The organism is Paenibacillus luteus (assembly GCF_006542765.1).
GTDB classification, from domain to species: Bacteria; Bacillota; Bacilli; order Paenibacillales; family Paenibacillaceae; genus Pristimantibacillus; species Pristimantibacillus luteus.
Genome location: NZ_SKCD01000015.1, coordinates 1 through 19,827, shown reverse-complemented (window position 1 = coordinate 19,827; position 19,827 = coordinate 1). Strand labels below are relative to the sequence as shown.

The 19,827-nt window shown below is 50.2% G+C and carries 20 protein-coding genes and 1 pseudogene; 11 read left to right on the top strand and 10 right to left on the bottom strand.

Annotated elements, in window-relative coordinates; genetic code table 11:
• Nucleotides 1–348: 348 nt before the first annotated feature.
• The 3 genes from E0496_RS35580 to mscL form a co-directional block, all read right to left on the bottom strand.
• Nucleotides 349–495, bottom strand: a complete 147-nt coding sequence (locus tag E0496_RS35580) for a hypothetical protein (protein ID WP_161601402.1) — start codon at nucleotides 493–495, stop codon at nucleotides 349–351.
• 79 nt (nucleotides 496–574) lie between these two features.
• Complete coding sequence (locus tag E0496_RS13160; protein ID WP_421923811.1) at nucleotides 575–1,069, bottom strand: NUDIX hydrolase; 495 nt, start codon at nucleotides 1,067–1,069, stop codon at nucleotides 575–577.
• 133 nt (nucleotides 1,070–1,202) lie between these two features.
• Nucleotides 1,203–1,661 (bottom strand): large-conductance mechanosensitive channel protein MscL, encoded by a 459-nt coding sequence (gene mscL / locus E0496_RS13155; RefSeq protein WP_277755849.1) that lies wholly within the window; start codon nucleotides 1,659–1,661, stop codon nucleotides 1,203–1,205.
• A gap of 179 nt (nucleotides 1,662–1,840) precedes the next feature.
• On the opposite strand from mscL, the gene E0496_RS13150 reads away from it, so the two are divergent.
• From E0496_RS13150 to E0496_RS13135, 4 genes are all read left to right on the top strand, one after another.
• A complete protein-coding gene (locus tag E0496_RS13150) occupies nucleotides 1,841–3,628 on the top strand; it encodes an ATP-binding protein (protein WP_141502154.1) in 1,788 nt (595 codons plus the stop codon).
• Between the two features lie 66 nt (nucleotides 3,629–3,694).
• Nucleotides 3,695–4,462: a sporulation protein gene (locus E0496_RS13145; RefSeq protein ID WP_175598056.1), complete on the top strand. Its 768-nt coding sequence runs from the start codon at nucleotides 3,695–3,697 to the stop codon at nucleotides 4,460–4,462.
• A gap of 205 nt (nucleotides 4,463–4,667) precedes the next feature.
• Nucleotides 4,668–5,795 carry a DNA alkylation repair protein gene (locus tag E0496_RS13140; RefSeq protein ID WP_141502152.1) on the top strand — a complete coding sequence of 376 codons (1,128 nt, stop codon included), beginning with the start codon at nucleotides 4,668–4,670 and terminating at the stop codon, nucleotides 5,793–5,795.
• On the top strand, nucleotides 5,792–6,862 hold the full coding sequence (locus tag E0496_RS13135; RefSeq protein ID WP_141502151.1) for an FUSC family protein: 1,071 nt from the start codon (nucleotides 5,792–5,794) through the stop codon (nucleotides 6,860–6,862). The genes E0496_RS13140 and E0496_RS13135 overlap by 4 nt, the downstream gene beginning before the upstream one ends.
• 97 nt (nucleotides 6,863–6,959) lie before the next feature.
• Here E0496_RS13135 and E0496_RS13130 read toward each other — a convergent pair whose 3' ends face one another.
• The 5 genes from E0496_RS13130 to E0496_RS13115 form a co-directional block, all read right to left on the bottom strand.
• Complete coding sequence (locus tag E0496_RS13130; protein WP_141502150.1) at nucleotides 6,960–7,259, bottom strand: transposase; 300 nt, start codon at nucleotides 7,257–7,259, stop codon at nucleotides 6,960–6,962.
• A 25-nt stretch (nucleotides 7,260–7,284) separates the two neighbouring features.
• Nucleotides 7,285–7,428 (bottom strand): hypothetical protein, encoded by a 144-nt coding sequence (locus tag E0496_RS35865; protein WP_175598055.1) that lies wholly within the window; start codon nucleotides 7,426–7,428, stop codon nucleotides 7,285–7,287.
• 157 nt (nucleotides 7,429–7,585) lie between these two features.
• On the bottom strand, nucleotides 7,586–8,194 hold the full coding sequence (locus E0496_RS13125; protein ID WP_141502149.1) for a TVP38/TMEM64 family protein: 609 nt from the start codon (nucleotides 8,192–8,194) through the stop codon (nucleotides 7,586–7,588).
• 15 nt (nucleotides 8,195–8,209) lie between these two features.
• On the bottom strand, nucleotides 8,210–9,403 hold the full coding sequence (locus E0496_RS13120; protein ID WP_241674784.1) for an MFS transporter: 1,194 nt from the start codon (nucleotides 9,401–9,403) through the stop codon (nucleotides 8,210–8,212).
• 17 nt (nucleotides 9,404–9,420) lie between these two features.
• Entirely contained in the window at nucleotides 9,421–10,584 is a 1,164-nt protein-coding gene (locus E0496_RS13115; RefSeq protein WP_141502148.1) for an MGDG synthase family glycosyltransferase, read from the bottom strand.
• Nucleotides 10,585–10,718: 134 nt separating this feature from the next.
• On the opposite strand from E0496_RS13115, the gene E0496_RS13110 reads away from it, so the two are divergent.
• The gene (locus tag E0496_RS13110) at nucleotides 10,719–11,696 is read left to right on the top strand and encodes an aldo/keto reductase (protein ID WP_141502147.1); all 978 of its coding nucleotides are present in this window, start codon (nucleotides 10,719–10,721) and stop codon (nucleotides 11,694–11,696) included.
• 59 nt (nucleotides 11,697–11,755) lie between these two features.
• On the opposite strand, the gene ilvA is transcribed toward E0496_RS13110, so the two are convergent.
• Nucleotides 11,756–13,033, bottom strand: a complete 1,278-nt coding sequence (ilvA, locus tag E0496_RS13105; RefSeq protein WP_141502146.1) for a threonine ammonia-lyase IlvA — start codon at nucleotides 13,031–13,033, stop codon at nucleotides 11,756–11,758.
• A 112-nt stretch (nucleotides 13,034–13,145) separates the two neighbouring features.
• Here ilvA and E0496_RS13100 point away from each other — a divergent pair, with 112 nt between their 5' ends.
• Nucleotides 13,146–13,736, top strand: a complete 591-nt coding sequence (locus E0496_RS13100) for a hypothetical protein (protein ID WP_141502145.1) — start codon at nucleotides 13,146–13,148, stop codon at nucleotides 13,734–13,736.
• An 82-nt stretch (nucleotides 13,737–13,818) separates the two neighbouring features.
• Here the strand turns inward: E0496_RS13100 and E0496_RS13095 are convergent.
• Nucleotides 13,819–14,829: pseudogene (locus E0496_RS13095) on the bottom strand (exosporium glycoprotein BclB-related protein); the annotation flags it as partial.
• 647 nt (nucleotides 14,830–15,476) lie between these two features.
• Between E0496_RS13095 and E0496_RS13090 the strand changes: the two are divergent.
• From E0496_RS13090 to E0496_RS13070, 5 genes are all read left to right on the top strand, one after another.
• The gene (locus E0496_RS13090; protein WP_141502143.1) at nucleotides 15,477–16,277 is read left to right on the top strand and encodes a hypothetical protein; all 801 of its coding nucleotides are present in this window, start codon (nucleotides 15,477–15,479) and stop codon (nucleotides 16,275–16,277) included.
• Between the two features lie 32 nt (nucleotides 16,278–16,309).
• A complete protein-coding gene (locus E0496_RS13085; RefSeq protein ID WP_141502142.1) occupies nucleotides 16,310–16,762 on the top strand; it encodes a flavodoxin in 453 nt (150 codons plus the stop codon).
• Between the two features lie 26 nt (nucleotides 16,763–16,788).
• Nucleotides 16,789–17,502, top strand: coding sequence for a hypothetical protein (locus E0496_RS13080; protein WP_141502141.1), 714 nt, complete (start codon nucleotides 16,789–16,791; stop codon nucleotides 17,500–17,502).
• 320 nt (nucleotides 17,503–17,822) lie between these two features.
• Entirely contained in the window at nucleotides 17,823–18,674 is an 852-nt protein-coding gene (locus tag E0496_RS13075) for an AraC family transcriptional regulator (protein WP_139990727.1), read from the top strand.
• Between the two features lie 66 nt (nucleotides 18,675–18,740).
• On the top strand, nucleotides 18,741–19,460 hold the full coding sequence (locus E0496_RS13070) for an SOS response-associated peptidase (protein ID WP_241674783.1): 720 nt from the start codon (nucleotides 18,741–18,743) through the stop codon (nucleotides 19,458–19,460).
• Nucleotides 19,461–19,827 lie beyond the last annotated feature (367 nt).

The following is a 19,827-nucleotide window of genomic DNA, read 5'->3' as shown; positions in this document are numbered from 1 at the left end:
CGTAGCTGCACCGGCGGCATAAGATAGGGAAATGAGAGGCGAGACTATCGCACAAGCAAGGAGGAAAGACGGATGCCGCAAATACCCAATTTTCCGCAAGCTCTGCTGGATGAGCATCGTGTATGGCATCATACCAATCATTTGGTGCCGGGGACTGTGCCTCCTCCTGGTTATGGGGAGCGTTTTTTGCGATTTCATCGTGATTTTATCAATAGGGTGTACAGATGGCATGATTCGATGGGTTACGATCGTAGCTGGATTGCGCCTTGGCCTCAGATTCCTGAGGGGATTAGACGATCCAACTGCTATAACCCGGGAGCAGAGCAGCGTGTACAGAACAATCCACGCTCATTCACGACTGCGGACCAACTGGGCAGCTTTATAGAAACCAATTTGCATGGCTGCTTCCATGAGATGGGAGCGCGGCTGTTCAATCAGCCAGAGCTGAACGACTTTGATCTTGCGCCGCGCCATACTGAGTTTTATAACATTCATGGCCTCATTGACCAGTGGTATACGAACTGGGAACGTGCATGGGGCGTGCGCACGCAAGCAAGCAAAAACGCTGCAGGCGTCAAGTACAGCCATGCAGCGCCCGAAGTACGCTCGTATAATAAGAAAAGTCACGCGGCACGAACTGGCTTGCCTGAACCGAGCGCTGAACCTGCGTCAGCGATCCGTCCTGTCCGGACAGCTCGACGCCAGACGCCGACACCGAGGCCAACGAGCCCTCGAACAACGCGATCAACTCATCCAGATCAGCCTCGTAAACGCCGGCCACTTCTTCAGGCTGCAGCCGCAGTGAAGTCAAAGGGACCTCGCTTACGAGGCCAAATACGTCGCTGACCTCGCGGTCGATGAAGAGCGAGCCGTTCGCTTCGCCGCTGGCTTCCTCGCGAATCTGTGCGAGCGGGATAAGCTGCTCGAAAGAGGCGGTAAGCCCAAGCTCTTCTTCAAGCTCGCGCATAGCTTCGCGAATCGTTTCCCCCGCGGCCAAATGGCCGGCAGCGGTAATGTCAAAGCAGCCAGGATTCGTATCCTTGCCGGCTTGTCTTAACTGGAACCGCACGAACCTGCGGTTCTCTTCTCGCCGCGTCAGCCAGCAATGGAAGGTGCGATGCCAGTAACCCCTGGCATGTGTTTCCGCGCGGGTTGCGGTGCCCAGCGGGCGGAGCTGCTCATCGTAGATGTCGAACAGCTCATCAGCCATGCGCGGCTGCCTCTAGCTGGGACGTGCAGTGCTTGCAGCGCGAAGCCTTGATCGGTACCTTGGACAAGCAGTACGGGCAATCCTTCTCAGTTGCTTCTACAGGAGCAGTTTCTTTCTTCTCGTTGCGGCGAAGAATATTAATTACTTTGACGAGCAAGAAAATACAGAATGCCACAATTACGAAATCCAGCATGACATTAATAAATTGGCCGTAGGCGATGGCTGGGGCCGCTGCTAGTTGTTTATCGTCCATTATGCTTGTGTCTACTAGGTAAAGTTTTAAATCCTTAAAGTCGACTTTCCCCAAAATGCTCCCAATCGGAGGCATAATAATGTCATTAACGAGCGACGTGACGATTTTACCGAACGCTCCCCCAATGATAACCCCGACCGCGAGGTCAATGACATTGCCCTTCATAGCAAACTCTTTAAATTCTTTGATGATCTTCATTGGTTCTCCTCCTATTAACAATTGCCATTCTATCATAATAGCCGAAGTTGAAGAGAAGAGAAATACCTTCCGTGTTTCTGACAAAAAGCAGCAAAATTTCGAATGATAGGAGAGGATTTTTTTGATAATTGTCGAATTTTACTATCTGGAAGTAAATTTATGGATATTTAAGGAGTCTTATGACCCATCCCATCATTAGCGGAAATCCCTACTATCTCATTCTGTCGATTATTATTATGTGTTTTAGTTCGTATACGATGCTCAATATGATTGAACAGCTGCAGCCAAAACAAAGGGCATATGGTTTTAACTGGGTGATTGGCGGAGCATCTGTTTTTGGATTAGGCTTATGGACGATGCACGTCGTCTCGCTGCTTGCCTCCAATTATCGTTTGGTCATGAATTGGAGTATGTTGGTCATTTTAGTAGTGTGCGCAATCACGGTCTACGCCGCATTGGTTGTGCTGAAGAACCGAGAGCTTAGGCGAGGACGCTTCTTGTTCAGCGCATTATTAATGGCACTTGGTGCTACGATGCTGCAGTACATGTCCATGCTTTCGGAAACGGTTATTCTATTAAAAATGAACTGGCTGCTCTTCTGGCTATCTTATGGAGTGAGCTTCGCAGGCGCGTATTTGGCTTTCTACTGGCTGGAGGGAAAGTCGCCCAATTATAAGTTTAAAAGCTGTTTGTCGCTTGGCCTATCTAACATGGTCATGCATCAAATTGGACTTCATGCGCTGCAGGTTGATTATATGGATATATTATCAACGGATTTGCTGAATGAGTATTTGCTGATGCTTGGCTTTTTACTAGGTTTGTCGACTTTGATTATTTTGAGCTTTAGTCTGACGACCTGGCTTGCTGCCAGCAAATATAATCAAATGGATGAGCGGTACAAGCTGCTTGTCGAGAATTCCATGGACACGATTGCGTTGATCAACGATGGCCATTGGGAGTTTATGAATAGGGCAGGCCAGCGCATGTTTGAAGTACAATCGGAGAAAGAAATTATTGGAACGAACCTTTATGCGCTTCTGGACAAGAAATATCATCGCGAAATGGCAGCTTGGCTTGGAGAAGGGCAGACCGGCGAGTCTGTTTCGGCGAAGCCGATCGAGCTGCAATGGATGTCCGTGCAAGGCAGGCCGCTGCATACGGAAATAGTGAGGGCCAGCTCCTCGTTCTCCGGAAAACAGATTGTACAGGTCATCATTCGCGATATTTCTGAACGCAAGAAAAACGAGGAGCTGCTCATCAACTCTGAGAAGCTTTACGTAGCCGGTCAATTAGCCGCTGGCATTGCTCATGAGATCCGCAATCCGCTCACCTCGCTAAAAGGCTTTTTGCAATTGATCGCTTCTGGCAGGGGGAATGGCAGCAACTTCTATGACATTATGAAATCAGAGCTGGAGCGGATTGAATCAATCGTCAGTGAATTACTAATGCTGTCCAAGCCGCAGGTATACGAATGCGTGCATAAGGATTCACGTCAAATCATGGAGGATACGGTCAACCTTCTGGAGACCCAGGCTATTTTGCATAATGTAATGATTGAATACCATGCAGATGACCGTCCGCTTTGGGTATTTGGCGTAGAGAATCAACTGAAGCAGGTATTTATCAATGTGCTCAAAAACGCGATTGAAGCGATGCAGGGTGGAGGTGTGGTCAGCATTACGATGTCTCTGGAAGAGGAAGAGAGCGTAATCGTAAGGATCAAGGACGAAGGCTCGGGCATTGCGAAGGAGCAGCTGGCGAAGATTGGCCAGCCTTTCTATACGACCAAGGATAAAGGGACTGGCCTTGGCTTGATGGTTACGTATAAAATTGTTGATAATCACCATGGCCAAATTATGGCGCAGAGTGAAGTTGAGGTAGGAACTACCTTTATAATCAAGCTTCCCTATCACAAACAGGAGGTAGAGCTCACTCCAGAAAAACAAAAAATTGAAATTGAAACCTAAGGCAGCAGGCCTCGTAATATGCTTATGCTATAAGGATTCAAGATCATTGGAGTGGAGGTCATGTTGATGTTCAATCGGTTTTTGGCCAGTATCGGGATCGGCTCCGCCAAGATTGATACGCTGCTGGAGAAGGCGCGGTATTCACCTGGCGAAGAGGTTAGGGGAGTTGTGAAAATTCAGGGCGGCAGTGTGGAGCAAAGGATTGAAACCATTCAGCTATCGGTCATGACAGAATATATAAGAGAAAGCAACGATAATAAAATCAAACAGCATGGCGAGGTTGGACGTTACCAGGTCAGCGTGCCGTTCACACTTCAGTCAGGAGAGAGCCGCGAGGTGCCGTTTTCCTTCCGGCTGCCGCATCAAACGCCGCTGACGATCGGGCGTGCGCCCGTATGGGTGAAGACGGAGCTTGACGTTCGGGGTGGAATCGACCCCGGGGACAATGACCGGATTGACGTTATTCCGACTGCTGCGATGAATACGGTATTGGAGGCGCTTGGAGTGATCGGGTTCCGCTTGCGCAAGGCGGAATGTGAATATTCCTCACGGCTAGGCGGCAAAATGCCGTTTATCCAAGAGCTCGAATTCGTGCCCACGACTCAGTTTCGCTCGCAGCTTGACGAGCTGGAAGTAATGTTTTACCCATCGGACCACGAGCTTGAGCTGGTGCTGCAAATTGACCGACGCGCACGCGGGTTGTCCAGCTTTTTTGCAGAGGCCATGAATATGGATGAGTCATTCGTTCGCACTCGCTTTACGAATGACCAGTTGGCAGCTGGACCGCAAGTGATTGCAAAGCAATTGACGGATATTATTTCGCGTTACGTGTAGTAGGGGATATCACCCATGAACCTGGAGCTGCTCTTGCGAGAGCAGCTCCAGGTTTTTTTGCTTTCGAAAGCCTATGTTTCTTGCATGAGTCAACAGGTATACCAATGAGGAATAGCGCATCATCAGGGATCCGCGAAGAGATGAAGGTTAACGGTAGTGATTGAAATGGTTTTTTCGGTATAATAGCTGGAGGAGGGGATTGACGTTGGCTGAACCGCTTAAGGTGATGTATGATGGATTATTTTTGGAACGATTTGCTGGCTTGGTCAAAACGGCGTGGCCTCCATTCAAGGAAGCGGCCTTTGTGAAACGTGTGAGGGACGACAGCTGGGAGCAGCTTGAGCTGAAAGCGCGGGCCCGCAAAATTACGATAGCACTCGGTGCAGAACTGCCGGAGGCCTATGAAGACGCTTTGGCAGTTTTATATCAAATAGATGAACAGTGCAGAGGGCTGCCTTATATTTTCTTTCCCGACTTCGTTGAGGTATTCGGAATGACGCCTCAGCGCTGGCAGCTTTCTATGGCGGCGCTTGAGCGCTTTACAGAGCGCTCGACCTCGGAATTCGCGATAAGGGCATTTATATTAACCGATCCGGAGCGGATGGCTGCGCATATGCTGGCCTGGACAAGCCATCCGAATGAGCATGTCAGGCGGCTGGCGAGCGAAGGCATTAGGCCCCGTCTGCCGTGGGCGCAGGCGCTTCCCATGTTCAAGCGTGATCCCGCGCCGATTATTCCGATTCTCGAGCAGCTGAAGGCAGATCCTTCGCTTTACGTGCGCAAGAGCGTGGCGAACAATCTGAATGATATCGCAAAGGATCATCCGGAGCTGGTGATTCAGCTTGCAAGGGCTTGGCATGGCAAGGACGCTCACACGGACTGGATCATTCGTCACGGCTGCCGAACCTTGATCAAGCAAGCCCACCCGCAAATTATGGCCTTGTTTGGTTATTCTGAGCATGAGGACGATCCGGAGGGCGGCAGTGCACTCGTAGCTGTGGCAGAGCTTGAGGTTCAGCCTGGCACGGTGCCGCTTGGAGGAGAAGCGGAGCTGCAGTATGTTGTGAAGCTGCGAGAGGGCGAACCGGCCAAGCTGCGGATCGAATACGGGATTGACTTCGTGAAGTCCAGCGGCAAAACGGCGATCAAACGCTTTCTGTTGTCGGACCGGGAATATGCCGGGGGAGCGGTAGCGAAGGGAACGCGTGCCCACCGATTCGCCGACCTGACGACGCGCAAGCATTATAGCGGTCTTCACCGCATGAGCTTATGGGTGAACGGGAGAGAAGTGGCCGCCGCCGAGCTTCTCGTGACGGAGGCTGACCCGACATGACCATCGGCGCGAGAGTGTTAAAAACGGGAATGGCAGTAGCCTTTGCGATTTATTTAAGCAGCTTATTCGGCTTTGCCTCGCCGCTCATCGCGGCAGTGGCAGCTATTTTTACGATACAGCCATCAATTTACCGTTCGTGGCAGCGCGTGGCGGACCAGGTGCAAACGAATATACTGGGTGCTATCTTTGCCATTATTGCTGTGCGGCTGTTCGGACATACGCCAATTGCCGTAGGGCTCGTTTGTATTCTGGTTATTCTAATCAGCATACGTCTGAAAATGGAGACGACCATCAGCCTGACGCTCGTAACCGTCGTCGCGATCATGGAAGCGAACGGCCAAGGCTGGGATGTCGCCATTGAGCGGCTGTTGATGGTGCTTACGGGAATCGGCTCTTCCTTTGCCGTGAACGTGCTCGTCTTCCCGCCGCGCCCAAGGCGCCAGTTCACCGAACAAGTGCACCAGGCGTATACCCAGCTCTCGCTGTTGCTGCGGACCGCTGTCTCCAATGAAATGAAGGAGCAGATTTTCCGCCAGGAGAAGGATAAGCTGCATGGTACACTGCGCAAGCTGGAGGATCGTTATGCCGTCTTCGAGGAGGAGCGCAAGGTGCTTGCCCGGACAAAGACGAGCCATGCCAGGCAACTGCTGGTCTCTAAGCAAATGATCAAGACGCTGCAAAAAGGGGCTGATCTTCTCGATGTGGTGGAGGAGCATTATTTTGCCTCGCCCAGCGCCGGAGAGTGGGCGCTTCGTTTCGATCGGCAAATTGAGGATTTATCCAAGTACCATGAGCAAATTTTGCTGAAGGCGGAGGATAAAATGAAGCCGAATGCGTTGATCGAGCCAGAAGAGGAGCGGGAGGCGCGCTTTGTGAAAGAGTTGACCGAATACATATTGGATGATCCGGATGAGCATAAGCGGCTGGTGTTTGTCGCATCGGGATTGTTCGAATATGCTTATCATTTGCGTCGGTTGGAGAAGCTGCTCGACCAGGTTCAGCAGCGCGAGGAAAATGCCAAACGGGGCGAAGAAGAACCGGAAGAAGAAAAGAAGAAGCGGGCTTGATGTAAAAAAGCAAAAGCATCTGAAAAAAACAGCAGGCGCAGCGATAGGATTATCCGCTGCGCCTGCTGTTTTTTAAACCTGCCTGGCAAGCTGCCGTTTATTGGTCGTCATCGTTTTTGTTGCTGCCCTCATGACGGCGGGGATGCTGCATATGGGCTTCCGGGTCGTTATCATCATCATGCGGAACAAGTCTTGGATCGGTATGTCCCTGATGGTGATTGTTGAAAAAAAGCTCGACCAACTGCCATTCCGTTGTTCCGAGCATCGGATCCGCTGGAAAGACATCGCCACGCTCCAATTGCTCCTCGCGTCCCCATTCATTGCGGTAGGTGCCCTTTACCTCGACCGGCTCCCCTGACATGGGATTCATCTCATGATGATTAGATGAATTGCTCATTTACGCTCACCCAACCTTCCTATGCTTATAATCCGTGCTTGGGCACGGCTGCGCGGTCTGCATCTGATTGCAGCTCGCTCGCTGATTCCTTGCTGGCTAGATTGCGGTCTGCTCTCGATTGCGCCTTGCTGGCGGCTTTCTGTTGATCGGATGGCTGTTTGCCTGACATGCGGTCACCCTCCTATGGTTTTAACGTTCTTCGCAAGAAGATCCTCAGGTAGTGTGCCACAAAAGGAAGAAATGTATGAGTTCAGGAAAGAAAAAGCGGCGCAGAATGCGCCGCCACACTAGCGTATAGGAGGAAGGCAGCCATAAAAATGCCTCCTCTAGCCATTCACCTGATAACGGGATTCAAGGCGCTTGCCCCCGAACCACATGACCAGTACCGCAGTAACCGAGACAAAGATCCGCCAAGGCTCATTGACCAGGTTGCCAATATCGAAGCTGATTAATGAGATGCAAAAAATCATGACCGCTTTTCCGAGCAAGGTAGCCAGCAAAAACGTAGGAAAAGGAACCTTGCTTAGGCCCGAGACGACGGTGATGACAATGGAAGGCGTGAATGGGAAGCAAGCGAGCAGGAACAGGGGTGTAAAGCCTCTTTTCTCCACCCAGTTAAAAAATCGCTCCGACTTCGGAAACCGTCGCTCCAGCCGGCCTTTCACATTGCGTCCTAGCGTGCGGCTTATCCAAAAAACGGATACGGCCCCTGCCGTAACGCCAATCCAGGAGAAGAGAAACCCAAACCCAAGCCCGTAAATATTGGCATTAGCCGCAATGATTAGAATTAACGGGAGGAAGGGCAGAAAGGATTCAATCATCGGAAGGAGGATGCCCGGGAAAGGTCCCCACTGGGAGTAGCTCTCCAGCGTCCACTGTATCGAATCCAGGTCCAAATGTTTTATGTATTCCAGCCAATTACGCCAATCGTCCATCGCTTTAACCCCGTTCTACTTGTTTGTAGCTTTTTCATTTGCTTGGAACACCCGGTTCGGGAGCCAAAAATAAAACAGTCCGATCAGTCCGAAGAGAACAGCACTAACCCAGAAGACAACTGCTTCGCCTCTCCAAGCCGCAATAAGGCCGCCTGCAACGGGCCCAATCATAACCCCGATGCCTTCTAAGGTGGATAAAATTCCCCAGCCCAGCCCCTCTTGCTTCGGAGGGACATAAGTGGCGAGCAGCGCATTCCACGCAGGCAGTATAGCCGAATATGACAAGCCGAGGGCTACCGCTATAAGTAAACAATACCAGAACGTCAGACCAGAGGCCAGCATGTACAGGCCGAGTGCAAATAACGTAAATCCTACGACTAAAAACCATTTTTTTCCTCTGAGTCTATCTGAGAGCCGCCCCATCGGGATGAGCCCGGCAGCCGCACAGACTCCCCCAGCCGTAAGGAGAATGGAGTATTGTGTTCCTGACAAGCCAAGCTCTTGCTGTGCGAAGCCCGGCAGGATCGGAACGAGCATGCTGGCTCCTGTCGTTTGCAAAATCATGCCGGGAAGCAGCAACTTCATGCGGCTAAGCCGTTCCTTTAAGATCGTCAGCTGCATGGGCAGAGGAATTCGATTTGGCGTAATTGCCCTTTCTTTGCTCATAAAGAGCGTGAGCAGGCATGCGGCTGCGGACATGCTGACAAGAAGCTTGTACGTAAACGATACGTTGTAATCGAGCAAAATAGTACAAACAATCGGGCCGCTTCCAAGGCCAACCATCCAGATCGTGTAGAGGAACCCCATCTGGGTGGCGCGCTTCTCTTCGGTTACTTTAGTCAAGCAGACAATCCAAATCGGAGACATGCCTATACCATATAATGCAGCTGCGCTAATAAACACCCAAGGCAGCTCCGCAAATTGCAGTAAATACACGCCAGCTAGCGAAATCACCAGTCCGGCTTGCACGACGATACGTACCGAGAAGCGGTCTAATAAATAGCCAATCGCCATTTTGAGCAATGTGTCGGTTAAGTAATGGGCTGAAATAGCGGCTCCTATAACATCGGGAGCAAGACCAAGGGTCTTGGCGCCATAGATCGGCAGCAAGCTGACGAGCACCGCTCCTCGTACGAACTCCACAACGAACAAAATAACGGAGATGAGTAGCATCTCCGCTCCAAACCAAACGCTCTGATTTGTACGCACAGATAAGACCTTCTCCCTTATAGCGTCGCTGTATTCTCCATTATACGCAAATTGGATAGCATATCCAAAACAATGCTCTCTGCGGCTGATTGCGAGACCTGTAACTGCTTCATGGCGAGTCTGCTAACAGTAAGACGAAGCGGATCGTGTACAAGTTTCAAAATTTTTTCTGCCAGCTCGCTTGGGTCTTGGGACAGTACGGCCGCCCCTTTTGATGCGAGATACAGTGCATTTTGTTTTTCTTGGCCTGGAACAGGCTTATAGATGAAAATGGGCAGTCCTGCTGCTATTCCTTCGGAGAGCGTAACCCCGCCAGGCTTGGTGACCAAGCAGTCAGATAGTGCCATCAGTTCATGAATGGACTCCACATAACCATACACATGCAGACGCGAAAATTCGGGATGATTTTGAAATTGGTGCTGGATAGCCTCTTTCATAGGAAGATTTCGGCCGCATACGAGCGCAATTTGGACGCTGTCATCTTGAAGAAGGGAGCTGCAAATGATTGATACATCAGGCATAACCCCCTGCGCCCCTGTCATAATGAGGACGATTGGACAGTCAGGGCGTAGCTTGTAGAGGTCATATAACGGATAAGATGCCTCTGTCGCGACAAAACCCCGCTTGAGAGGAATTCCGCTGACTTGAATCGCAGCACCCGGAATGCCAAGGAGGGTCAGCTCCTTCTTCAAGTCCTCAGTAGCTACATAATACCGGTCAATGCTTGGATGGACCCAGCGGCGATGAAGATCGAAATCGGTAATGACGGCATAGGAGGGAGGATAAGGGTTCTTTCGCTGCCTGGGCTCCCCAAGTGCGAAGCATGGGAAAGTATGCATGATGATATCGGGTTGCTCAATCGTCAGGATACGTCTGATTTTGTCTTTTCCAAAGGAGTGAAGTAAGCCGCCAAACCAAGAGTCATGCTTCATCAACCTAGTGAAATCATACATCCAGCCGTAGAGTGAGGGCATATGCGTATAGCTCTTCAGGTAAAAACGACGGGTCATCTCATTCAGCCAAGGATGCGATTCGGCCATCAGATCAACCATGACGATGCGATGATTGCCAAGCTCCTCCCATGCACCTTTGATGGCGCGGGCGGCTTGCAGGTGCCCTTCTCCGTATGACGCGTACAAAATAAGCAGTTTTGGCTGAAAATGGTTATCATCATGAATCATACACACACCTCCTGCCGTTAGTGTAGCGAATAATTGTTTTGCGATGATGAACGCAGTTTGGTTACTTTGTGTAATTTTTGTATAATGGTTAAGTAATCCATCCTATTTCAAAAATTGAAGGAGCGATGATGAACATGCAATATACGAAGTTAGGTAGATCGGGTTTAAGAGTAAGTCGTTTGTGCTTGGGTACAATGAATTTTGGCGTAGACACCGACGAGAAGGAATCCTTTCGCATACTAGACGCTGCACTTGATGCCGGCATTAATTTTATTGATACCGCGAATATATACGGTTGGGGTGAGAACGCAGGCCGTACGGAAGAAATTATCGGAAAATGGTTTAAGCAGGGTGATGGGCGTCGCGAGCGCACCGTGTTGGCTACGAAAGTTTACGGCGATATGAGTGATGCACATGACGGACCGAACCGCGAGGCAGGCCTGTCAGCCTATAAGATTCGCAGACATCTGGAAGGCTCGCTTAAACGTCTGCAAACGGACCATATCGAGCTTTATCAAATGCATCACGTGGACCGCAGCGTGAACTGGAACGAGCTATGGGGCGCATTCGAAACAGCAGCATCCCAAGGCAAGATTGGCTACATAGGCTCAAGTAACTTTGCCGGCTGGGACATTGCGGTGGCACAGGGGGAAGCGAAGGCAAGAGGCTCGATCGGCCTTGTGTCCGAGCAGCACAAATACAATCTCCTTTGCCGTCTGCCTGAGCTGGAGGTATTGCCGGCTTCAGAAGCCTTAGGGCTTGGTGTTATCCCTTGGAGCCCGCTTGACGGAGGCTTGCTTGCAGGCAATCATCGCCGCAAGGATGGCGGACGCCGCAGCGGTGATTCGAAACGTCTGGAGCAGCACAGAGACAAGCTTGAAGCCTATGCGGCATTTTGTGATGAGCTTGGCGAGCCGGAGGATTTGGTGTCTCTCGCGTGGCTGCTAGCCAATCCGGCCGTTACGGCTCCGATTATTGGCGTGCGCACACTCGATCAGTTCGAGCGCTCCCTGCGCGCGGTGGAAATCACGCTGGATGAGTCTGCGCTTAAGCGCATCGATGAAATATTCCCTGGTCCTGGCGGGGAAGCACCTCGCGCGTACGCCTGGTAAAAAACAAATCGCCCCGTTTCCATTGCTGGAAGCGGGGCGAACTGGGTTCTAAGGAATAATCAGATCAGTAGATTAAATAGGACAGGGTCTTTGTTCAGCTCAAGAAATTGAAAGCCTTTCTTATTCATACGATCAACTAAAGGGTTGTAATCCTCTTTATACTTAAGTTCAATACCGACTAGTGCGGGACCATTATCCTTATTGGATTTTTTGGTGTACTCGAAGCGTGTAATATCATCGTTTGGCCCAAGCACCTGATCCAAAAATTCCCGGAGCGCTCCGGCGCGCTGCGGAAAGCTTACCATAAAGTAATGCTTATAGCCTTCATAGATCAGGGAGCGCTCTTTGATCTCCTGCATCCGGTCGACATCATTATTGCCGCCGCTCACGACGCAAATGACCGTTTTGCCTTGAATTTGCTCCCGATAGGCTTCAAGCGCCGCAATGGACAAAGCTCCTGCCGGCTCTGCTACAATCGCATTCTCATTGTATAAGTCCAGCATAGTGGTACATACTTTTCCTTCGGGTACGGCAATGACATCGTCTAGCTGGTCTCTGCAAAGCTCAAAGGTCAGATCTCCAATTCGTTTGACGGCTGCGCCGTCTACGAATTTATCGATTTGATCCAGCGGGGTGACCTTGCCCGCATCAAGTGAAGCTCTAAGCGACTGTGCGCCTTCCGGCTCTACGCCGATGACCTGTGTCGAGGGAGAGACGATCTTGACATAGGAGGACACGCCTGCAGCTAGCCCGCCTCCGCCAACGGTTACGAAGACAAAGTCAGGTACGGCATCGGATGCTTCCATAAATTCTTGGGCAATGGTACCGTTGCCTGCAATGATTTTCGGATCATCGAAAGGGTGAATGAAAGCCATGCCGCTGCGATTGCTTTCGGCTACGGCCTCGGCATAGGCATCATCGAATGTGTCTCCGGTGAGGATGACCTCCACCTGGGATCCGCCAAAGAAGCTGACTTGGGATACCTTTTGGCGCGGAGTCGTGCTTGGCATATAGATTTTGCCTGGAATGCCGAGCGTCTGGCAGGAGTAGGCTACGCCTTGCGCGTGGTTGCCTGCACTGGCACAGACTACGCCTTTGGCTAGTGTCTCGGGCGACAGTGAGCGCATCAGATGATAGGCTCCTCGTATTTTGAACGAGCGGACGATCTGCAAGTCCTCTCGCTTTAGCAGCACATTGCAATTGTAACGTTCGGATAACACACGGTTATGCTGGAGCGGCGTCCGTGTAATGACATCCTTTAAATGCATTTGAGCCTGGACAATCTCTTCAAGCCCGATGCGGTGTAACGGTGCGTTGTTCGTATTCACGGTAACCATCCTCTCAGTCTATCTTAAGCGGCAGCATAGATTATTTGATCCATTATAGCACTATCATGCCGAATTGACGCATCAGAAATTTGGATACGATGAATGGGGGAGGAGGAGAAGCATGGGGAAATTTTTCAAACGCTTGCTAACGACGATCATTGTTTTCGTGTTATTGCTTGGCGGCGCAAGCTGGTGGCTGTTGTCCTATGTCGCACCAGAGGAGCAGTTGGATATGAGCTACGAAGCCATTGATGTGAAGGACAAGGCGCTGAATATGATCAAAAGCTTAAAGCCGGAGCTGATCCTCACAGAAGCGGATATTAACCATTTGATTAAAATGCATATGAATGACGATTATGTAGACAGTGCCTCCGGCGATGCTGCTATGGGGCTTGATAAAAATATTCGGATTGATGGCGCACGTTTTGAGCTTGAAGAGGACAAGCTAATTGCTCGTCTGAATGTGACTTATAAAGATCGAATTCATGCTGGGTTAGATGCCGTGTACTCATTGGAATGGCAGTCTCCAAACATTGTGCTAAGGCCGCAGGCCCTGTCTCTCAAAAAACTAAAGCTGCCAGTCAGCATGCTGGATACCATTATTGTGCCGCTGGATTTGCCGGCTAGCGATGTGGTAACCGTAACGGATGTCCAATTTCTGCTGGATCAAATTAAAATCAGGTTTAAGCTGCAGATAAAGCTTCAGCTTTAAAGGCATTAACGAAATAGAATGAAAAAACGACAGTTCCGGGCATAGGCCAGGAACTGTCGTTTTTTATTGCGGGTTCTGGAAACTAATCGATGGTTAAGCCTGCGCTAGCGTAGCCAGCGACTGCGTTGATCAAGGTAATTCCGGCTGCTGTTGCAGAGAAGACGAGCAGCAGACGAGTTCCGGCAGTAACGGGAATGGTCAAGCCAGTCGTAATTCCGCTGCTGATGGTTCCAAGAGCTAATATACCAGTGAGTGGAGGCGCTAATGTCACTAAAGCCCCAGGCACTGCTGTAAACGAGTTGTTCGGAGTTGGGGAGCTGTACAATTGAGCCGTAATTGTCATCGTTGTACCTATAAGCGAGAGTGCAAGAGTCGTACTGAAATATGCAGCTAGAGAAGTAATGGTTCCGTCACGAGGCACGGAGAACGCAAAGTTCAGAAGAGTTCCCGCAGCGCCTGTGAGATCGATAATACCACCAAGAATGCTGACGCCTTCAGCAGAAGAACCAAAACCAACCAGGCTGGATGTTCCGACCAAACCACCTACGATCGTAGTCAGAGCGACAGGCAGACCGGAAGCAAACGGAATGATGGCTCCAGCGCCCGTAGCACCCGTAACCCCAGTAGCGCCCGTAGCGCCAGCGCCGGTAACGCCAGTGGCACCCGTAGCACCAGTAGCACCAGTAGCACCGGTAGCGCCGGTAACGCCAGTGGCACCCGTAGCACCAGTAGCCCCGGTAGCGCCAGTAACGCCAGTAACGCCAGTCGCACCTGTTACGCCAACGCCAGTTGCCCCCGTAGCTCCGGGATCACCAGTGGCTCCAGTCGCTCCAGCAACACCAGGATCGCCTGTAGCGCCAGTTGCACCCGTAGCGCCTGCTCCTGGACCAGTAGGTCCCACTGCACCTGTAGCGCCTGTAGCGCCAGTCGTGCCAATTCCAGTGGCTCCGATAGATCCCGTAGCTCCGGTAGAACCTGCAGCGCCTGTAGCTCCAGCAGCACCTGCTGCGCCAGCAGGACCAGCGACTCCTTGAATTCCTTGCGGACCTTGAGGCCCTTGAGGGCCCTGCGGACCTCTGCGTCCATTTTCTCCTCGTGGAGTATTAATGACGAGTTTCTTTTTCACTACAAGTACTTTATCTCCATGCTTCTTTCTTTTTGGACTGCAGCCTGAACTCGGTTTTCTAACACAACGTTTCTTGTGACCATCTGAATAACTCAGCGAAAGCACCTCCTTGGTATTTGCCTTATTCTACGTTTGTACTCTATCTATTGATTGGGTATATATCTTATAGGGTCGTAGACCTTCAACTATATTTGCGGATTTGTACGTTTGTTGGGGAGCATTCAGCCTGCTAGCTCGATATTAAGATTTTATTCTACATGTTCATTGGTTTGGCTTAGGTAGGGAGACGTGTCCAGTAGAACAACCAAGCAATAAAGAAACTAATTGACATAAATGTTGAGAATGGTTATCATAATTACGAAAGTGATAATCATTATCAATAATGATGCGTACATAGGCATATAGAGCGGAGGCATAGCTAGTGGGCTTGCTTTATGAAATGGTTCTAAAAAAACGCCAATCTGCTTTCTTATTGCAGCAGCAAAGCAATAGGAAACAAAGCATAGAGAGAAATATACGCCAGAAGCTAACCATAGAGATAGAGCTGCCGAGGTACGGTAGCAATGAGATAGGGCAACAGCGCTAAAGCAACTTTTTCAGAAGGAGTGAAGACTATGCAGACTGAAACAAGTAAGCCTTGGAATTGGCTGCTCTTTCCGTTCTCATCGGTGAAGGCGGGTCCGGATGGCTTGTTCGCGGCTTCAGTCGGCCACGGTATTTATCATATCGATGCGGAAGGCAGTTGGGAGAAGCTTGGTCAAGGAATCGAGGATCAAACCAATGTCAATCGACTGCAGCTGCAGCATGATTTGCTGCATGCCTGCACGAGCAATGGTCTATATGAATGGAATGAAAACGCTTGGGAGAACGATGGACTGTCGATTCCCTGCTACCAATATCGCAAAATCGGCGGAAGCAGCTACGCCGCAACGGAATATGGGCTGTGGTCAAAGGCAAGCTCCAAATGGGAGCAAATCGCCTGCAGCGAAAAGCGGGTATATGATTTTATCAATCTTCCACAATATTTGATTATCGCGCATGAGAGCGGCATTTCATTATATGACCGCTTTATGGATGATTGGGCACATTTTGAGCTGGAAACTAGCGTCACCAGCTTGGCTGTATTTAGAGGCCATTTGATCGGAACGAGCGAGCATGGCGAGCTGCTGATCGGCGACAAGAAAGGCAGATTTGACCGGATTCGCTTCGGTAAGCCGTTTATTTTTTCCGTGCTTACGAAAGGCAATGACGTCTATGTGTGCACAGACCGGGGGTTGTTCCAGCTCGCTTACCTTTGCAATCAGGTTACGCTTCTATCCGTTAAACTGGGCTGCCCGGTAACGGATATTGATATGCAAAATGGAAATTTATATATGGCTACGTTATTTCAAGGCATTCAAACGGTAAGCATTTAATAAATAAGAGTCAGGAAGCGGAGGAATAACAGGTGCCGAAAGTACTTGTAGTATATGCAAGCATGACAGGAAACACGGAAGAAATGGCCGAGGCTATCGTAGAGGGAGCAAAGGAAGCGGGCGCGGAGGTAGTCTCGAAGGAGGCCTTCGATGCAAGCGCAGAAGAGCTGAACGATTACGAGGGCATTATTATTGGTGCATATACATGGGGAGACGGCGAGTTGCCGGATGAATTTATTGACTTCTATGAAGCGATGGACTCGCTTGATCTAAGCGGCAAGAAGGCTGCGGTATTCGGATCAGGAGATACGTCGTATCCGATCTATTGCGCGGCGGTTGACATTATCGAAGCGAAACTAAAGGAGCTTGGAGCAGAAATTTCAGCTGAATGCATTAAATTTGAATACAATCCTTCGGAAGCGGAGAAGGAACAAGGCAGAAGCCTAGGGCGCCAAATTGCGGGGCTCGTTGCGGTAGCTGGTTAATTTGAGCGAGAAAGGCGGACGTTGTGATGGAGCAAATACCAGCGGTGCTACGAATTGAAGATTACAAGCTTGAAGAGCTGCTGCGCTGCCCTGAACGTTTCGCCAAGCGAAAAGCGGGACGCAAGCGGGAAGGCGACGTGAATTGGCGCCAAATGGTCCAATTCGCTGCCAGCCATAGCATAAATGATTTCTACGGGCTTCCTGAAGCAGCGCGATCGCCGGAAGCGATCGAAGCCTCGGTCGAGCATTGGTGGACGAACCGCAATTATAAATTTCATTCGGATGAGCATTATTTGCAAATGAAGCAGCAGATTAAAGATCAGCTTAAGGTTTTTCTGCTAAATGGCTCATGCCCGGCGATGCCGATTGTCTTTTTTGAACAGCTGTCTACTTATGTAGAAGAGCTTGATCTGGAAATATCACAAATTTTCCATTTGATTTCAAGAGATGAGGACGGGGCTGCTGACGATTACATCGTACAGAAGCTCGCAGTGGATGTGGATTCGGACGCCCTGAGTTTGCTGTTCCATATGACGTCGGTATTTTGCATGAGTGCGTTTGAGAAGCTCCCTTCCCGCATTGAGGTCCTATCGCTGCTAAACGGAAAAAATATGGTGTTTGTTCCTGATGAAGCTTCGCTTGAGCGCTCTTACGATTATATGTATTTAATCAAAAGCTTGCTGCCTGAGGCGGATGTATTTAAGGTCAATCCCACTTTTCCTGTTCAACTCGTCATGTAGCCTTTCTTCTAATAGAATAGATTTTGTGCGAGTCCCTCACATTCTTCTAAACCGGAATGAGAGGGGCTCTGTTTTGTTGTAGACAGTTGTAGACAAATGAAATGGTTTTCAAGTAACATGAGCAGTAGTCATTTTTGCATATTTGCACATGAAAAAGAGGATGAATCTAATTTTTTGAGCAAAAACAGCTGCTTGGGCAAGCTTTGGCGCGTATATTTCGGAATGCGCATCGTATAGCTGCTAGCTTCGCTAGGAAGAGCCTTATAATTATACGTATGAAGCAAGTTTTGCGATGCAAAACGCTAGAAGGAGAGATTAGATTGTCAGAGGAACTATTACTAACCTTTCGCTCACCGCCATTGCCGTTTTTCATAGAATCGAACCGCTTGACCTACCGTGCGGGGGAGGAGCATCCGAACCGGACGAATCTGGGCGTATTTGATTTGTTATTCGTCAATAAAGGAGCGCTTCATGTCGCCGAAGATAATCACCGCTGGACGCTAGGTCCTGGCGATGTGCTTATTCTCCGGCCGGATCGCTGGCATTACTCCACCCGTCCTTGCGAGGAGGACACGGTGTTTGACTGGATTCACTTCCAGACGGTAGGTGCTTGGGAGGAGACGGAGGGTAGCCAGAGCGGATCGCTTAGAGGAGATTATTATACATACGCAATACGTCTTCCCAAAAAAATGAAGCTGACCTATCCCGATGAAGCGAAGCTCATCTTCTCGCAGCTGCACGAAGCCGCCAAAAGCTCGTCGCACGGTGCTTTCTGGGAACGTCAGCAACGCTTTCTGCATTTGCTTCAGATGCTTGATGAAGGCTGGCGATCAGATGCGGCAAAGGCAGCGGTATCGGTTGCGGAACGGGCAGCAGCCTATTTGAAGCTGAATTACCGCAGTCCGATCAGCAACACGATGCTCAGTGATGTGCTTCAACTTCATACCAACTACATAACGCGCTGCATGACAGAGGTCTTCGATTGCACGCCGCAGCAATATTTGCTTTATTATAGGCTGGATCAGGCGAAGCTGCTTCTTATTAAAACGGATTGGACCATTGCTCGTGTAGCGGAAGAAACCGGTTTTCGGCAAACCCCGCATTTTTCAAGGTTATTTGCAGCCCATACGGGGATGCCGCCGCTGAAATTCCGTAAACGTTTCACGATGTGAATATCGTGATACTGTACAAACGGCAAATGGACTGGATCGAATAAAGAAAAATTCTGCATAATTTTTATGCCTTTAACAAAAACTGGATTCAACAACGTGAAAAGGGTGATCGCGATGATTGAACGGTTTTCGTTAACGGCAGAATTAGGCGATATTGTAGATATGTTTCAGGTAGGGAAGGTTATTCGCGGTCATACAAACCGGTTTAATGTGGCACCGACACAGACGGTGTCGATTGTGATGAACGATCGTTTCGATCAGCGGACGATGCAGGAGTCGAGATGGGGCTTGTTCCCATTCTGGGCGAGGGATGCGGTTAACGCCGATCACACGACACTATCCGAGAAGCCTTTCCTGCAAAGGATGCTGCGCAGGCAGCGCTGTGTGCTTCCGTGCAGCGGTTTCTTCGGGCAAAAGCAATTTGGGAAAGAGCGTGACCCGCGGGCCATGCACATTGTCGTTCCGAGCCAGCAGCTGTTCGGGATCGCTGGTATTTATGATTGCTGGAAAAACGTGAGCGGCAAGGAGGTTCGCGCCTTCACAATGGTAACCGCGGCCGCGACGGGCGCAATGTCGGTATGGCAGCCGCGGGTGCCGGTTATTTTGGACGAGGATGGCATCGAGGACTGGCTGAACCCGCAAATTACGGAGTTTAGCGGGCTGCGCAAGCATCTGGAGGCTATGGACTCCTATCTCATGCGAGCTTACCCTGTGACCAACGCTGTACATGATGATCTGTTCGAGTCGCCGGATTGCATTCGCGAGATTCGTCCAGATTTTGCATAGTTGAACGAATATTCGAAACGTAGGCATAGATTAAGCATACGTTAGGCATACGTTCCACCGCTTGGCTTCTAATGAAGCAGAGCCGTGGAGGGTGGGCCTTTTTTTGTTGGTTGGATCACCAACCATCGCCGATATTTCGACTTCTGGCTGGGAGTGCTTTTTTGTGTATCTACATGTGGTAGACTCAGCAAGAACATTAGAGGCATTTAAACTTTTCCAGAGTCACTAATGCCACAAGCCCCACAAGCCCCACAAGCCCCACAAGCCCCACAAGCCCCACAAGCCCCACAAGCCCCACAAGCCCCACAAGCCCCACAAGCCCCACAAGCCCCACAAGCCCCACAAGCCCCACAAGCCCCACAAGCCC

Coding starts and splice junctions, on each gene's coding strand:
- E0496_RS35580 (WP_161601402.1), bottom strand. CDS start 495: ATGAATGTTATAAAACTCAGTATGGCGCGGCGCAAGATCAAAGTCGTT.
- mscL (WP_277755849.1), bottom strand. CDS start 1,661: ATGAAGATCATCAAAGAATTTAAAGAGTTTGCTATGAAGGGCAATGTC.
- E0496_RS13150 (WP_141502154.1), top strand. CDS start 1,841: ATGACCCATCCCATCATTAGCGGAAATCCCTACTATCTCATTCTGTCG.
- E0496_RS13145 (WP_175598056.1), top strand. CDS start 3,695: ATGTTCAATCGGTTTTTGGCCAGTATCGGGATCGGCTCCGCCAAGATT.
- E0496_RS13135 (WP_141502151.1), top strand. CDS start 5,792: ATGACCATCGGCGCGAGAGTGTTAAAAACGGGAATGGCAGTAGCCTTT.
- E0496_RS13130 (WP_141502150.1), bottom strand. CDS start 7,259: ATGAGCAATTCATCTAATCATCATGAGATGAATCCCATGTCAGGGGAG.
- E0496_RS35865 (WP_175598055.1), bottom strand. CDS start 7,428: ATGTCAGGCAAACAGCCATCCGATCAACAGAAAGCCGCCAGCAAGGCG.
- E0496_RS13125 (WP_141502149.1), bottom strand. CDS start 8,194: ATGGACGATTGGCGTAATTGGCTGGAATACATAAAACATTTGGACCTG.
- E0496_RS13115 (WP_141502148.1), bottom strand. CDS start 10,584: ATGATTCATGATGATAACCATTTTCAGCCAAAACTGCTTATTTTGTAC.
- E0496_RS13110 (WP_141502147.1), top strand. CDS start 10,719: ATGCAATATACGAAGTTAGGTAGATCGGGTTTAAGAGTAAGTCGTTTG.
- ilvA (WP_141502146.1), bottom strand. CDS start 13,033: ATGGTTACCGTGAATACGAACAACGCACCGTTACACCGCATCGGGCTT.
- E0496_RS13100 (WP_141502145.1), top strand. CDS start 13,146: ATGGGGAAATTTTTCAAACGCTTGCTAACGACGATCATTGTTTTCGTG.
- E0496_RS13090 (WP_141502143.1), top strand. CDS start 15,477: ATGCAGACTGAAACAAGTAAGCCTTGGAATTGGCTGCTCTTTCCGTTC.
- E0496_RS13080 (WP_141502141.1), top strand. CDS start 16,789: ATGGAGCAAATACCAGCGGTGCTACGAATTGAAGATTACAAGCTTGAA.
- E0496_RS13070 (WP_241674783.1), top strand. CDS start 18,741: ATGCCTTTAACAAAAACTGGATTCAACAACGTGAAAAGGGTGATCGCG.